The organism is Pseudomonas sp. B414 (assembly GCF_055408445.1).
Window position 1 is genome coordinate 38872 of sequence record NZ_JBUZTQ010000008.1, and the last position, 12917, is coordinate 51788.

14 protein-coding genes, 1 tRNA gene and 2 pseudogenes are annotated in these 12917 nt (G+C 56.7%); 8 read left to right on the forward strand and 9 right to left on the reverse strand.

From position 1 onward, the window contains the following. Window positions 1-20: 20 nt before the first annotated feature. Both ACZRMH_RS09335 and ACZRMH_RS09340 read right to left on the reverse strand, forming a co-directional pair. On the reverse strand, window positions 21-332 hold the full coding sequence (locus ACZRMH_RS09335) for an MBL fold metallo-hydrolase (RefSeq protein ID WP_464013179.1): 312 nt from the start codon (window positions 330-332) through the stop codon (window positions 21-23). Between the two features lie 86 nt (window positions 333-418). Then, on the reverse strand, window positions 419-580 hold the full coding sequence (locus ACZRMH_RS09340) for a hypothetical protein (RefSeq protein WP_464013180.1): 162 nt from the start codon (window positions 578-580) through the stop codon (window positions 419-421). 340 nt (window positions 581-920) lie between these two features. On the opposite strand from ACZRMH_RS09340, the pseudogene ACZRMH_RS09345 reads away from it, so the two are divergent. Continuing rightward, a pseudogene (locus ACZRMH_RS09345) lies at window positions 921-1166 on the forward strand (transposase); the annotation flags it as partial. Here ACZRMH_RS09345 and ACZRMH_RS09350 read toward each other — a convergent pair. The 6 genes and pseudogenes from ACZRMH_RS09350 to ACZRMH_RS09375 form a co-directional block, all read right to left on the reverse strand. After that, window positions 1162-1377: pseudogene (locus tag ACZRMH_RS09350) on the reverse strand (Arm DNA-binding domain-containing protein); the annotation flags it as partial. The pseudogenes ACZRMH_RS09345 and ACZRMH_RS09350 overlap by 5 nt on opposite strands. A 229-nt stretch (window positions 1378-1606) precedes the next feature. Further along, a tRNA-Gly gene (locus ACZRMH_RS09355) sits at window positions 1607-1682 on the reverse strand. 63 nt (window positions 1683-1745) lie between these two features. Then, window positions 1746-2303, reverse strand: coding sequence for a CDP-diacylglycerol--glycerol-3-phosphate 3-phosphatidyltransferase (pgsA, locus tag ACZRMH_RS09360; protein ID WP_464013181.1), 558 nt, complete (start codon window positions 2301-2303; stop codon window positions 1746-1748). A gap of 32 nt (window positions 2304-2335) precedes the next feature. Next, the gene (gene uvrC / locus ACZRMH_RS09365; protein ID WP_464013182.1) at window positions 2336-4159 is read right to left on the reverse strand and encodes an excinuclease ABC subunit UvrC; all 1824 of its coding nucleotides are present in this window, start codon (window positions 4157-4159) and stop codon (window positions 2336-2338) included. A 2-nt stretch (window positions 4160-4161) separates the two neighbouring features. After that, window positions 4162-4800, reverse strand: coding sequence for a response regulator transcription factor GacA (gene gacA / locus ACZRMH_RS09370; RefSeq protein ID WP_029611459.1), 639 nt, complete (start codon window positions 4798-4800; stop codon window positions 4162-4164). A 116-nt stretch (window positions 4801-4916) separates the two neighbouring features. Further along, complete coding sequence (locus ACZRMH_RS09375) at window positions 4917-5297, reverse strand: helix-turn-helix domain-containing protein (protein WP_464013305.1); 381 nt, start codon at window positions 5295-5297, stop codon at window positions 4917-4919. Window positions 5298-5378: 81 nt separating this feature from the next. Between ACZRMH_RS09375 and ACZRMH_RS09380 the strand changes: the two genes are divergently transcribed. The 7 genes from ACZRMH_RS09380 to ACZRMH_RS09410 all read left to right on the forward strand — a co-directional run bounded on the left by ACZRMH_RS09380 (window position 5379) and on the right by ACZRMH_RS09410 (window position 12016). Next, window positions 5379-5621: a DNA-binding protein gene (locus ACZRMH_RS09380; RefSeq protein ID WP_464013183.1), complete on the forward strand. Its 243-nt coding sequence runs from the start codon at window positions 5379-5381 to the stop codon at window positions 5619-5621. 638 nt (window positions 5622-6259) lie between these two features. Next, on the forward strand, window positions 6260-7348 hold the full coding sequence (locus ACZRMH_RS09385) for a 3-deoxy-7-phosphoheptulonate synthase (RefSeq protein WP_464013184.1): 1089 nt from the start codon (window positions 6260-6262) through the stop codon (window positions 7346-7348). Window positions 7349-7459: 111 nt separating this feature from the next. Beyond that, entirely contained in the window at window positions 7460-8341 is an 882-nt protein-coding gene (locus tag ACZRMH_RS09390; RefSeq protein ID WP_464013185.1) for an alpha/beta fold hydrolase, read from the forward strand. A gap of 91 nt (window positions 8342-8432) precedes the next feature. Further along, entirely contained in the window at window positions 8433-8714 is a 282-nt protein-coding gene (locus ACZRMH_RS09395) for a peptidylprolyl isomerase (RefSeq protein WP_464013186.1), read from the forward strand. A 122-nt stretch (window positions 8715-8836) separates the two neighbouring features. After that, entirely contained in the window at window positions 8837-9607 is a 771-nt protein-coding gene (locus ACZRMH_RS09400; RefSeq protein WP_464013187.1) for a 3-hydroxybutyrate dehydrogenase, read from the forward strand. A 147-nt stretch (window positions 9608-9754) separates the two neighbouring features. Further along, the gene (locus ACZRMH_RS09405; RefSeq protein ID WP_464013188.1) at window positions 9755-10861 is read left to right on the forward strand and encodes an enoyl-CoA hydratase/isomerase family protein; all 1107 of its coding nucleotides are present in this window, start codon (window positions 9755-9757) and stop codon (window positions 10859-10861) included. A 3-nt stretch (window positions 10862-10864) separates the two neighbouring features. Next, window positions 10865-12016 (forward strand): acyl-CoA dehydrogenase family protein, encoded by a 1152-nt coding sequence (locus ACZRMH_RS09410; protein ID WP_464013189.1) that lies wholly within the window; start codon window positions 10865-10867, stop codon window positions 12014-12016. 114 nt (window positions 12017-12130) lie between these two features. On the opposite strand, the gene ACZRMH_RS09415 is transcribed toward ACZRMH_RS09410, so the two are convergent. After that, window positions 12131-12904, reverse strand: coding sequence for an enoyl-CoA hydratase (locus tag ACZRMH_RS09415; protein WP_464013190.1), 774 nt, complete (start codon window positions 12902-12904; stop codon window positions 12131-12133). Window positions 12905-12917: the final 13 nt, after the last annotated feature.

Here is a 12917-nt window from a genome sequence, read left to right on the forward strand (position 1 = left end):
ATCGGCTCGGTGTCGTTGACTTACGTAAGGGTGAACCCGAGGTCGCGTATGCATTGCTTGACCGGCTCGACAATGGTCGCCCCCACCACGAATTTGGCAGAACGTGGCAACAGATTCAGCGACTGGATATCGAAATGATCGGAATGTTCGTGACTCAGGAAAATCAGGTCTACATCGGAAAGTGCTGCGGCATCAACAGTACGTGGCGGATAAATCTCGATCCGGTTTTCGTCGACCAGACCGAAGTCTTTGCATAACAGCGGGTCAATCAGGATCCGAGTATCTCCATGTTCCACAAGCCACGTTTGATGGCCGATAAAGATCGCCCTCATGTGAACCTCCCTTGGTGAGAACTGAATACTCACTCCCCAAAAAGTGAATAAGCAAGAAAAGGCTTTCTTGCTTATTCGGGATCAGCTCAACGGTGGTACGCGCAACTCGCCGCCTTGGTATCGCAAGCATGTGTCTTGGACTTCTTAATGGCGTCGCTCAAGATCTGCAGCTCTTCCTTGCTGAAGAGTGCTTTTTCGTTGTCTTGATGATTGGGTGCGGTCGCACCCTGCTGGATCTTTTGGTTCATGACTTGTTCCTCGTCTAAGTGTTTCCAAGTACGCAAAAAGAGTAATGGCAACTTGCAAAAGCCGAGTCACTGATATGCAGCAACAATCCAACGCTAGAACACCAATGAGGCACCCGCAACAGGAAATAAGCGGAAATAGTATCTTTGGGAAGCGTCCTACAAAAAAGCGGAAAAAATACTTTTCCGAGGCAAATACACATCACATACACTAATCAACAAACCTTGTTCAGGTTATTGCTGTTCTTGCACAACCGATATTTCTTCTCATAAGGAAACTCTGACAAAGACTTCCAGATCTGGTGAAATATCAACCTGGCACAAACTTAGCGGTTGAGTCCCTATGAAACAGATGACCTTCGTCGATGCCGAGTATGCTGGCAAACGTAAGCAGACCCGCCGCGAGCGTTTCCTGATCGAGATGGGTCAGGTTGTGGCCTGGAAGGGGTTGATTACCTTGATCGAACCGCATTATCCGAAGGATGAAGGTGGTCGTGCGGCGTATCCGTTGCTGGCGATATTGCGGGGTCATCTGATACAGAACTGGTTTGGCTACAGCGACCCGGCAATGGAAGAGGCACTGTACGAGCCTGGTCGCGCGCCTTACGCGCATCTTTGAGACTGACTGCGAGGTAACCGCCGAGGGAAATCCGCGCCTGCTTACCCAGCCAATAAAACTGGAAATGCCAGTGCTTGGCACCCTTGGGGCCGACAGACAGCGCAAGTCCATCTGCATCTTTGAGTGTGTAATTCTTCCCGGAAGGTTCTGCCTGGCGAACGGCGGTATCGGTCAAAGCCATAAGTACATCTCCCGTCTTGTAAGAGTGAGGAGATAGGTACCGATTCCAGCCCGTTGGGCTCCACCAACAAACCGCAGTGCTTTTCACCCCGAATCCATTTACTTGAAAATGTACTTAAATTTCGTGGCTGCTGCTGGTTTTCAGTGGATGGCACTGGAACGAAAAAAGACGCCGAAGCGTCTATTTTCAATGACTTACAGACTTCCATGAAACTCTGCAGATCATAATTTGGAGCGGGAAACGAGACTCGAACTCGCGACCCCGACCTTGGCAAGGTCGTGCTCTACCAACTGAGCTATTCCCGCTTGGTGATGCGCATTCTATAGATTTCTCATAATGCGTCAAGCCTTTGATTCAAAAAGTTTTATTTATTTTACCGAGGTAGTCTTGAGGTGCGGCCAGGCAGCCCGCAAATACTGCAGCATCGACCACAGGGTCAATCCGGCAGCCACCAGCAGCAGACCGTAGCCCACCAACACCCAGAAGCTGAAATCCGAAGGGTTGGCCAGCAGGATAACCAGCGCCAGCATCTGCGCCGCGGTTTTCCATTTGCCCATATTCGATACCGCAACCTGGGCCCGTGCCCCCAGTTCAGCCATCCACTCGCGCAATGCGGAAATGACGATTTCACGACCGATAATCACCGCCGCCGGCAAGGTCAGCCACACGTTGTGATGCTCTTGCACCAGCAAAACCAGGGCCACAGCCACCATCAACTTGTCGGCAACCGGGTCCAGGAAGGCACCAAAGGGCGTGCTCTGCTCCAGTCGACGAGCCAGATAGCCATCAAGCCAATCCGTCGCCGCTGCAAATGCAAAGACTGAGCTGGCGGCTATATAACTCCAGCTGTAGGGCAAATAGAACAACAGAATGAAGAAAGGAATAAGCAGAACGCGTAGTACGGTGATCAAATTAGGGATATTCATCGGCACAACTAGCTACGAGGTGAGGTGGCATTCTACTCGCTGTGCAGGTTTGCATAAATCAACTCAGCGAGCTTTTTACTGATCCCGGGTGCTTTGGCGATCTCCTCGATGCTTGCACGAGTTAGCTCCTGTAAGCCACCAAAATGTTTCAATAAATCTCGGCGACGGGTCGGTCCGACCCCTGCAATGCCTTCCAGGGTTGAGGTTCGCCGGGTTTTGCCCCGTCGCGCCCGATGCCCGGTAATGGCAAAACGGTGAGCCTCGTCGCGGATTTGCTGGATCAAATGCAAGGCCGGCGAGTCGCCTTTCAGGGTGAATTCATGGGCGGCATCGTTCAGATAGAGGGTTTCAAAACCCGCTTTACGCGTCGCACCCTTGGCTACGCCGAGCAAAATCAGGTCAGGCACCGCCAGTTCGTTGAGTACATCACGGGCCATCGACATCTGCCCCTTGCCACCATCGACCAGCAGAATGTCCGGCAACTTGCCCTCCCCCTCCTTGAGCCGGCTGAAACGGCGCAACAGCGCCTGGTGCATGGCGGCATAGTCATCGCCCGGGGTTACACCTTCGATGTTAAAGCGCCGGTAGTCCGACTTGATCGGGCCTTCAGGGCCAAATACCACGCAAGAGGCTACCGTTGCTTCGCCGCTGGAGTGACTGATGTCGTAGCATTCCAGACGCTGCGGGATCTCGTCGAGCTTCAATACCTGGGCCAGTGCCTCGAAACGCGCCGCCACATGCAGACGGTTGGTCAGGCGCGCCATCAGCGCCTGTTCAGCGTTGGTAACTGCCAGTTGCTGCCAGCGCGCCCGAGTGCCGCGCACTCGATAGCTGATCGCCAGCTCACGGCCGCGCAGCTCATCAATGGCCTCGATAATCGCCTCGAAGCTCTCGTGCTCGACGTTGACGATCAGTTCGCTGGGCAGGTCGCGCTCAGGGCTGCTGATGTAGTACTGGCCGAGAAAGGCCGCCATGACCTCGGCCACGTCTTCCTCAATGCCAACCTGGGGGAAAAAGTTCTTGCTGCCCAATACCCGCCCGCCGCGCACGTTGATCAGATGCACACACGCACCGCCCGGGTTTACAAAGGCGGCAATCACGTCCACATCGCCGGTGCCGCCTTCCATGCTTTGCTGGTCCTGGACCCGGCGCAGCAGGGAAATCTGATCACGTACCTCGGCAGCACGCTCAAAATCCAGAGTACTGGCAGCTTGCTCCATCGCCGCGTTCAGCTCATCGGTCAGCGCACTGCTGCGCCCCTCAAGGAACATAATCGAGTGACGAACATCCTCGGCGTACTCCTGCGGGTCAACCAGACCGACACAGGGCGCCTTGCAGCGTTTGATCTGGTACTGCAGGCAAGGCCGCGTTCTGTTTTTGAAGTAGCTGTCTTCGCACTGACGCACCAGAAAAGTCTTTTGCAAGATGCTCAAACTTTCACGAATGGCGCCGGCACTGGGGTAAGGCCCGAAATATTTGCCTTTTTGCTTCTTGGCGCCGCGATGGATGCTAAGACGCGGGTACTCACCATCCGAAAGAAACACATAGGGGTAGGACTTGTCGTCGCGCAACAGGATGTTGTACGGCGGGCGCCATTCCTTGATCAGCGTTTGCTCAAGCAACAACGCTTCGGTTTCGTTGGCGGTGATGGTGGTTTCAATTTGCGCGATACGGGCAACCAGCGCGGCGGTTTTGGGCGCCAGGCCGGTCTTGCGAAAGTAGCTGGCCAGGCGCTTTTTCAGGTGTTTGGCCTTACCCACGTAAAGCAGCCGTGCTTCGCTATCAAACATGCGATACACGCCGGGCCGACCGCTGCAGGTCGAAAGAAACGCACTTGCGTCAAACACGTCAGTCATGATCAACCAGCATCAACCATGCCGTGACGAACGGCCAGCAAGGCCAGTTCGACATCGCTTTTGACCGAGAGCTTCTCGTAAATACGATAGCGGTAGGTATTGACCGTCTTGGGCGACAGGCAAAGCTTGTCTGAAATGACCTGCACCTTCTGACAGCCAACAATCATCAGTGCGATCTGGATTTCACGCTCGGACAAGGCATCAAACGGGGAGTCACTGGCAGGCTGGAAGGACTTGAGCGCCAATTGCTGGGCCACTTGCGGGCTTATGTAGCGCTGGCCAGCGAATACCTGGCGAATCGCCTGGACCATCTCGGCAAGGCCAGCGCCCTTGGTCATGTAGCCCGCGGCGCCTGCTTGCAGCAAACGCGTCGGGAACGGGTCTTCTTCGCATACGGTCACGGCGACAACCTTGATGTCCGGGTGGCTGCGCATCATCTTGCGGGTCGCCTCCAGACCACCAATGCCAGGCATTTTAACATCCATCAGGACTACATCCGGCTTCAGCTCACGTGCCTTGAGCAGTGACTCTTCACCGGACTCGGCCTGTCCGACCACTTGCAGGCCTTCGATATCGGCCAGCATTCGTGTGATCCCCGTACGCACAAGATCGTGATCATCGACCACTAGAACCCGAATCAAGTCGACACCTCGCAAATTGGTCTTGGTTGATTGGCGACACCTTAGCAAAAACTAATCCACCAACCTATCGACTTGCGTCATCTATCCATGGCAAAACATCAAATTCTTGGAAACACTCACTCCTTGACTGGCTCCAGCTCCTCTGGCTCACGGCGCTCCTTTACCAGTTTGGGGACCGACAACTCCGCCAGCGTTGTGGTCAGCCGGCGGATGGCGTCCTGATCTTCCTTGTGCAGAATCCTGTAACTGATCAGAACCTTTTCTTCTATCTGACTGAGGTTATCGATCAGTGTCGGTGTTGGACTGCCGGTCAAGACATAAAGCACGTCTACACCACGTGCTGCAACGCGCGACAAATAATCCGCCTTGGGCGCGCGATCACCATTTTCATATTTGCCTTGGGCATTAGCCTCGACACCACCGATTTCACCAAAAGATTTCTGCGACAAACCAAGCCGCTCTCTCTCCTGCCGCAAGCGCAAACCAATTCCACTCATTTGGATGTAGGATCCCATTTTAAACACCCGCAAGGATGGTATAATCAGAAAATATTAAACACCTTTGAACGGTTTTGAACTATGACCGGAATTCGTACTGCCGCACAAGCCAAGGCATGGCTGGAACATCAGGGAAAATCCGTTCAAGAGTTCGCTCGGGAACATGGCGTCGACCCTGCTACCACTTATCAAGTGCTCGCCGGGCGCAAAAAGGGGAAGCGTGGTGAAGCCCACAAGGTAGCGGTTCTTCTGGGCATGAAGGACGGCATTATTCCGTCCCCGACCACACATTTGGTTGAAGCAAAAGATGATGAACTGGCTTGAGTATGCGCCTAATTGGGGCCTGCTCACGATTTAGTATGCAGGCTGCGCAACAGGGCTCTCACGAGCGTGGCATGGCGTCAAACCGGAGCAATAGCCAGCACAATTGACCCGCATAGTATTTTTTTATTGAATCCCGGGCTGCGCCTCAAGTAAGCTGCGAACCATCAATCGGAGACAACCCATGTTGCATCACGCCATCACCGCCGCCTGTAAGACCACACGCCAATCGCGTCTGGCTGCTGCCGTGTGCGCGAACAACATGCACTCCACAGCACGATTTTATTTTGGGTATTGGTTTAGCCACTGGCGCGCCTGATACCCACACGGCGCCCACTACTTAGGGGTCGCCTGCCAGAGAAATCTAACCCCCGGTCGGCTCCCCGACCGGGGGTTTTGTTTTTTCAGCCCCTGACATTTTATTGAATTGAGGATTTACCCATGAACTACGCCACTTATTACCGCTTCGACCTTTGCACTGCATGGCGATTTATCAGCCGTCGTTCGGGACAGCCTGCCGCCTCCGAACGAGCCCACATTGGTGGCACGCCTGTACTCACGGCCAGTCTGGCCAATTGTCGAACACCCCAGTAGGGCCGAGCGCGCGGGACAACCCGCCGCCTGCCCAGGAAGCACATACCATGAACGCATCCGTTTCAGCTCTGCCAACCGTACACACTGCAACTGCCCCTGTTTTAACCCGTCGCCTGCCCAGCGCAGCGCAACTCAAGCTGCAACTGCCGCTAAGCGATCAACTTCGCAGCCAGATCAGCATCCAGCGCCAGGCCATTCGCGCCATCCTCAACGGTGAAGACTCCCGTCTGCTGGTGGTGGTCGGCCCCTGCTCCATCCATGACCCCGTCGCAGCCCTCGAATACGCCAGCAACCTCGCCGCCCTCGCTCACGAAGTGCGCGACGATATGCTGCTGGTCATGCGTGCCTATATTGAAAAACCACGTACCACCGTGGGCTGGAAGGGCCTGGCCTATGACCCGCACCTGGATGGCAGCGATGACATGGCCCATGGCCTGACCCTGTCACGGGAACTGATGCTGGAAATGCTGCGCATGGGCCTGCCGGTTGCCACTGAGCTGTTGCAACCCATTGCCGCCGGCTACTTCGATGACCTGCTGGGTTGGGTGGCCATTGGCGCCCGCACCACTGAGTCACAAATCCACCGCGAAATGGCCAGTGGCCTTGGTCTGCCGGTGGGCTTCAAAAACGGTACCGACGGCGGCGTGGCCATAGCATGCGACGCCATGCGCTCTGCAGCACACAGCCATCGTCATTTCGGCGTCGACACCCAGGGCCATCCGGCCATCGTCGAAACTCGCGGCAACCCCGACACCCACCTGGTGTTGCGCGGCGGCCACAGTGGCCCGAACTACGACCGTGCCAGTGTCGCCAAAGCCCGTGCAGGGCTGGAAAAGTCCGGCATTGCGGCGCGCCTGATGGTCGACTGCAGCCATGCCAACAGTGGCAAAGACCCGTTGCGCCAGCCCGATGTGTTCAACGATGTGCTTGAGCAACGCCTGGCAGGCGACCGCTCGCTGATTGGCATGATGCTAGAAAGCCATCTGTTCGAAGGCTGCCAGCCCCTGAGTGCAAACCTGCGTTACGGGGTCTCCGTTACCGATGGCTGCCTGGGCTGGGATGCAACCGAACAGTTGCTGCGTAACGCCGCTCAGCGCCTGCAAGCTCTGCGTCACACGGTTAAAGCCATCGCCTGACAAACATGTTCGGCAAATCACAGCGCAACCTGGGAAAATGCCCACGGTTGCGCGAAGGCGATCTCGACTAAGGTGTTTTTATGGAACAAAAAACATCCTGCGAGATTAAACATGGACGAATCAGCCAACACGCAATATCCGATTTTACTGGTGCACGGCCTTTTTGGCTTCGACCGCATAGGCTCACATCACTACTTCAATGGCATCAAGCAAGCACTCAATGAGTGTGGTGCCAGCGTCTTCACTCCAATTATTTCGGCCGCCAACGGCAATGAAGCCCGGGGCGATCAGCTGCTCAAGCAAATCCACAATCTGCGCAGGCAGACCGGAGCACAGCGGGTCAACCTGATTGGCCACAGCCAGGGTGCCCTCACCGCCCGTTATGCGGCAGCCATCGCGCCTGAAGTCGTCGCCTCGGTCACCTCCGTCAGCGGCCCCAACCATGGCTCCGAGCTGGCCGACCGCCTGCGCCTGGCCTTTGTTCCGGGAAGGCTTCCCGAAACCGTCACGGCAGCCCTGACCACGGCGCTCAGTTCATTTGTGTCCAGCCTCAGCGGCCACCCGCAACTGCCCCAACATGCCTTGAATGCACTTAACGCCCTCACCACCGAAGGCGTTACGGCCTTTAACCTGAAATACCCGCAAGGCCTGCCCACAATCTGGGGTGGCATGGGAGCCGGGCAGGTCAATGATGTGTTGTATTACTCCTGGAGCGGCATCATCAAAGGCTCGCGGGTGGCAGAGTCCCTCAACCTGCTCGACCCTCTGCATAACGCCCTGCGGGTGTTTGGCAGTTTTTTTACCCGCGAGACCAGGCAAAACGACGGCATGGTTGGGCGCTTCAGCTCGCATCTGGGCCAGGTGATCCGCTCCGACTACCCCCTGGACCACCTGGACACCATCAATCAGGTAGCAAGAGGAAGCCGCAGGAGCTTCAACCCGGTAGAACTGTACTTAGAACACGCCAAACGGCTAAAGCAAGCAGGCCTTTAGCCGGTAGTGAAAGGGTTGATGCGCACTTTTGCCGAGAAAAAAACCACTGAATCCGGTAGGCTCAGCACCTTATTCAAAGGAGTACACCCCCATGGCCAAAGCCACTGCCCGTCACATCCTGGTTGCCACCGAAGACAAGTGCAACGAACTGAAAGCGCAAATCGAAGGCGGCGCTGATTTCGCCGAAGTTGCCAAAGCCAATTCATCTTGCCCATCAAGCCGTCAAGGCGGCGACCTGGGTTCTTTCGGCCCGGGCCAGATGGTTAAAGAATTCGACACCGTGGTTTTCAGCGCGCCGATCAACACGGTGCAAGGCCCGGTTAAAACCCAGTTCGGTTACCACTTGCTGGAAGTCACCAGCCGCCAGGACTAATCCTCCCCGCACTGCGTGAAAACGGCCCACCTTTTGGTGGGCCGTTTCGTATCCGCAATTGCATACCTCATGCTACGTTTCCTTATTCACGAATTTATCGTGACTCACCTGAGGAGTTGATCATGAGTCTGAAGGGCAAAACTGCATTGGTTACCGGTTCCACCAGCGGCATTGGCCTGGGCATCGCACAGAGCCTGGCCAAGGCCGGAGCCGACCTGATACTCAATGGCTTTGGTGATGCCAGCAAGGTCATTGCCGAGATCGAACAGTTCGGCGGCAAGGTGGGCCATCACTCGGCGGATGTCAGTGACCCGGCGCAGATCGCCGATATGATCAGCTATGCCGAACGCGAATTTGGCGGCATCGATATCCTGGTCAACAACGCCGGTATCCAGCACGTATCCAGTGTCGAAGAGTTCCCTGTAGAGCGCTGGGATTCGATTATCGCGATCAACCTGTCTTCGGTCTTCCACAGTACCCGCCTCACCCTGCCCGGCATGCGCAAGCGCGGCTGGGGGCGCATCGTCAATATTGCCTCGGTTCACGGCCTGGTGGGCTCGGTCGGCAAAGCCGCCTATGTCGCGGCCAAACACGGGGTGATCGGCCTGACCAAAGTGGTTGGCCTGGAAACCGCCACCAGCAATATCACCTGCAACGCCATCTGCCCGGGTTGGGTGCTGACACCGCTGGTGCAAAAACAGATCGACCAGCGTATCAGCCAGGGCATTGACCCCTACCAGGCGCAGCACGACCTGCTGGCCGAGAAACAACCATCGCTGGAGTTCGTGACCCCGCCGCAACTGGGCGAGCTGGTGCTGTTTTTATGCAGCGAGGCTGGCAGCCAGGTCCGCGGCGCGGCATGGAATGTGGACGGCGGCTGGCTGGCGCAATAAGTTCGCGCATCGCTGCACACCCAACCTGCAAAAATGCACACCAACCCTGCACTTATCAGGGTTGTAATGTGCAAATTTGCACTGTTAGCATCAGTTATCGTTCGCCCGTGAACACCACTAAAAATAATATAAAGCAGGGAGTTAGTGATGACTGCTCAGGTTTCCTCCTCACCGACAGCGGATGTCGCGCCGCAGCAAGACACAGTTTTGGCCGAGGTTCGCAACCATATTGGCCACCTGACCCTGAACCGCCCCAGCGGCCTCAATGCCATCAACCTTGAGATGGTGCGCGGCCTCCAGCAACAACTCGACGCCTGGGCCCACGACCCGCAAGTCAAGGCTGTGGTGCTGCGCGGTGCTGGCGAAAAAGCCTTCTGCGCCGGTGGTGACATTCGCTCGCTGTACGACAGCTATCAAAACAAAGATACCCTGCACACGGTGTTCTTCGAAGAGGAATACGCCCTTGACCTGACCTTGCACCACTATCCCAAACCCGTTGTGGCCTTGATGGACGGCTTCGTTCTCGGCGGCGGCATGGGCCTGGTGCAAGGTGCAGATCTGCGCCTGGTGACCGAGCGCAGCAAGTTGGCGATGCCGGAAGTGGGCATCGGTTATTTCCCTGACGTTGGCGGTAGCTACTTTCTGACCCGCACACCGGGCCAATTAGGTACCTACCTGGGCGTCAGCGGCGTACACATCCGCGCCGCCGATGCCTTGTATTGCGGGCTGGCTGACGGCTACCTGGAAAGCAGCAAACTGCCTGAGTTGGACAAAGCCCTCGATAGCCTCAACTGGCAACAATCGCCGATTGATGACCTGACTGCGCTGGTTGCCAGGTTTGCAGTAACCGTATTGCCCGACCCACCACTGGCCAGGCTGCGGCCGCTGATTGACAGCGTATTCGCCCAGGTCGATATACCGCGCATTGTCGCCCACCTGCGCGCCGTTATTGCTCCAGAAACCCGTGACTGGGCCAATGAAACTGCTGACCTGCTAAAAACCCGTTCGCCGCTGGCGATGGCCGTGACCCTGGAAATGCTGCGCCGTGGCCGTCAACTGCCCCTCGAGCAATGTTTCGCTCTGGAATTGCACCTGGACCGCCAGTGGTTTGACCGTGGCGACCTGATGGAAGGTGTGCGGGCGCTAATCATCGACAAAGACAAAAATCCGCGCTGGAACCCGCCAAGCCTCGAGGCACTGGATGCGGCCCATGTCGCCAGCTTCTTTACCGAATTCAACGCGAAGGGAGCCTGAGCCATGCAAGACATCGAACTGAGCGAAGAACAGATCATGATCCGCGACATGGCCCGCGATTTTGCCCGCCGCGAAATCGCCCCCCATGCCCAGGCCTGGGAAAAGGCCGGCTGGATTGACGACGGGCTGGTGGCCAAACTTGGCGAGCTGGGCCTGTTGGGCATGGTAGTACCGGAAGAATGGGGTGGCACCTACGTTGATTACGTGGCCTATGCCCTGGCCGTGGAAGAGATCTCGGCCGGTGATGGCGCGACCGGTGCACTGATGAGTATCCATAACTCGGTGGGCTGCGGGCCCATCCTCAAATACGGCAGCGAGGCGCAAAAGCAGACCTGGCTGGCCGAGCTTGCCAGCGGCCAGACCATCGCCTGCTTCTGTCTGACCGAGCCACAGGCGGGCTCCGAAGCCCACAATCTGCGCACCCGTGCAGAGCTGCGCGATGGTCAATGGGTGATCAACGGGGCCAAGCAATTTGTCAGCAATGGCAAGCGCGCCAAACTGGCCATCGTGTTTGCCGTGACCGACCCGGATCTGGGCAAAAAAGGTATTTCGGCGTTTTTGGTGCCGACTGCTACGCCCGGTTTTATAGTTGATCGAACCGAACACAAAATGGGCATCCGCGCCTCCGATACCTGCGCCGTCACCCTGAGCAACTGCAGCGTACCTGAAGCCAATATGCTCGGTGAGCGCGGCAAGGGCCTGGCCATTGCCCTGGCCAACCTTGAGGGCGGACGTATCGGCATTGGCGCCCAGGCACTGGGGATTGCCCGCGCGGCTTTTGAAGCGGCACTGGGTTACGCCCGTGACCGGGTGCAGTTTGACAAGGCAATTATCGAGCACCAGAGCGTCGCCAATATGCTGGCCGACATGCAAACCCGGATCAATGCCGCGCGGTTGCTTATTCTGCATGCCGCACGCTTGCGCAGCGCGGGCAAACCTTGCCTGTCGGAAGCCTCGCAAGCCAAGCTGTTTGCTTCGGAAATGGCCGAGTATGTGTGCTCCAAAGCCATCCAGATTCATGGCGGCTATGGCTACCTTGAAGACTATCCGGTGGAACGTTATTACCGGGATGCGCGAATCACCCAGATTTATGAAGGGTCGAGCGAGATTCAGCGGATGGTGATTGCGCGGGAATTGAAAAATTACTTGATCTAAACGCCGAATCTGTGGGAGCGGGCTTGCTCGCAATGGCATCAACGCGGTGCAGTAGAACCACCGCAGCGCCTGTATCGCGAGCAAGCCCGCTCCCACAAAATTATCGCAGTTGCTTTAGCAGTTTTTAAACTCAGCTTCACGCTTGCCAACAAACGCCGCCATGCCTTCTTTCTGGTCATGGGTGGCGAACAGGGCGTGGAACACCCGACGCTCAAAACGCACGCCTTCTGCCAGGTTGACTTCAAACGCGCGATTCACGCACTCCTTGGTTTGCATCAACACCGGCAAGGATTTTTTAGCGATCAGCGCCGCCACTTTCAGCGCTTCGTCGAGCAGTTCATCCACAGCCACCACACGGGCTACCAGCCCTGAACGTTCGGCCTCTTCAGCACCGATCAAACGTCCGCTCAGGCACATTTCCATAGCCTTGGCCTTGCCCACGGCGCGGGTCAGACGCTGCGTGCCGCCCATGCCCGGCAACACCCCGAGGTTGATTTCCGGCTGGCCGAATTTGGCGTTGTCACCGGCCAGGATAAAGTCGCACATCATCGCCAGCTCACAACCGCCGCCCAGGGCAAAACCTGCTACCGCGGCAATAATCGGCTTGCGCCGCGCCGCCACGCGATCACTGTCCGAGAACAGGTCATCAAGGTAAATCTGCGGGTAACTCAGGTCGGCCATTTCCTTGATGTCCGCACCGGCGGCAAAGGATTTTTTCGAGCCGGTGATAACGATACAGCCAATCCCGTTATCGGCTTCCAGCGTGTCCAGCGCGTGGTTTACTTCGCTGATCAACTGCGCATTCAGGGCATTGAGCGCCTGCGGCCGGTTCAGGGTAATCAGGCCCACTTGCCCATGAATGTCCAACAGAATGGTTTCGTAGCTCATCGCTAATGTCCTC

Excerpts from the sequence above, each read along its gene's own strand:
- ACZRMH_RS09335 (WP_464013179.1), bottom strand. The coding sequence starts at position 332 with ATGAGGGCGATCTTTATCGGCCATCAAACGTGGCTTGTGGAACATGGA.
- ACZRMH_RS09340 (WP_464013180.1), bottom strand. The coding sequence starts at position 580 with ATGAACCAAAAGATCCAGCAGGGTGCGACCGCACCCAATCATCAAGAC.
- pgsA (WP_464013181.1), bottom strand. The coding sequence starts at position 2,303 with ATGAATATCCCTAATTTGATCACCGTACTACGCGTTCTGCTTATTCCT.
- uvrC (WP_464013182.1), bottom strand. The coding sequence starts at position 4,159 with ATGACTGACGTGTTTGACGCAAGTGCGTTTCTTTCGACCTGCAGCGGT.
- ACZRMH_RS09375 (WP_464013305.1), bottom strand. The coding sequence starts at position 5,297 with ATGAGTGGAATTGGTTTGCGCTTGCGGCAGGAGAGAGAGCGGCTTGGT.
- ACZRMH_RS09380 (WP_464013183.1), top strand. The coding sequence starts at position 5,379 with ATGACCGGAATTCGTACTGCCGCACAAGCCAAGGCATGGCTGGAACAT.
- ACZRMH_RS09385 (WP_464013184.1), top strand. The coding sequence starts at position 6,260 with ATGAACGCATCCGTTTCAGCTCTGCCAACCGTACACACTGCAACTGCC.
- ACZRMH_RS09390 (WP_464013185.1), top strand. The coding sequence starts at position 7,460 with ATGGACGAATCAGCCAACACGCAATATCCGATTTTACTGGTGCACGGC.
- ACZRMH_RS09395 (WP_464013186.1), top strand. The coding sequence starts at position 8,433 with ATGGCCAAAGCCACTGCCCGTCACATCCTGGTTGCCACCGAAGACAAG.
- ACZRMH_RS09400 (WP_464013187.1), top strand. The coding sequence starts at position 8,837 with ATGAGTCTGAAGGGCAAAACTGCATTGGTTACCGGTTCCACCAGCGGC.
- ACZRMH_RS09405 (WP_464013188.1), top strand. The coding sequence starts at position 9,755 with ATGACTGCTCAGGTTTCCTCCTCACCGACAGCGGATGTCGCGCCGCAG.
- ACZRMH_RS09410 (WP_464013189.1), top strand. The coding sequence starts at position 10,865 with ATGCAAGACATCGAACTGAGCGAAGAACAGATCATGATCCGCGACATG.
- ACZRMH_RS09415 (WP_464013190.1), bottom strand. The coding sequence starts at position 12,904 with ATGAGCTACGAAACCATTCTGTTGGACATTCATGGGCAAGTGGGCCTG.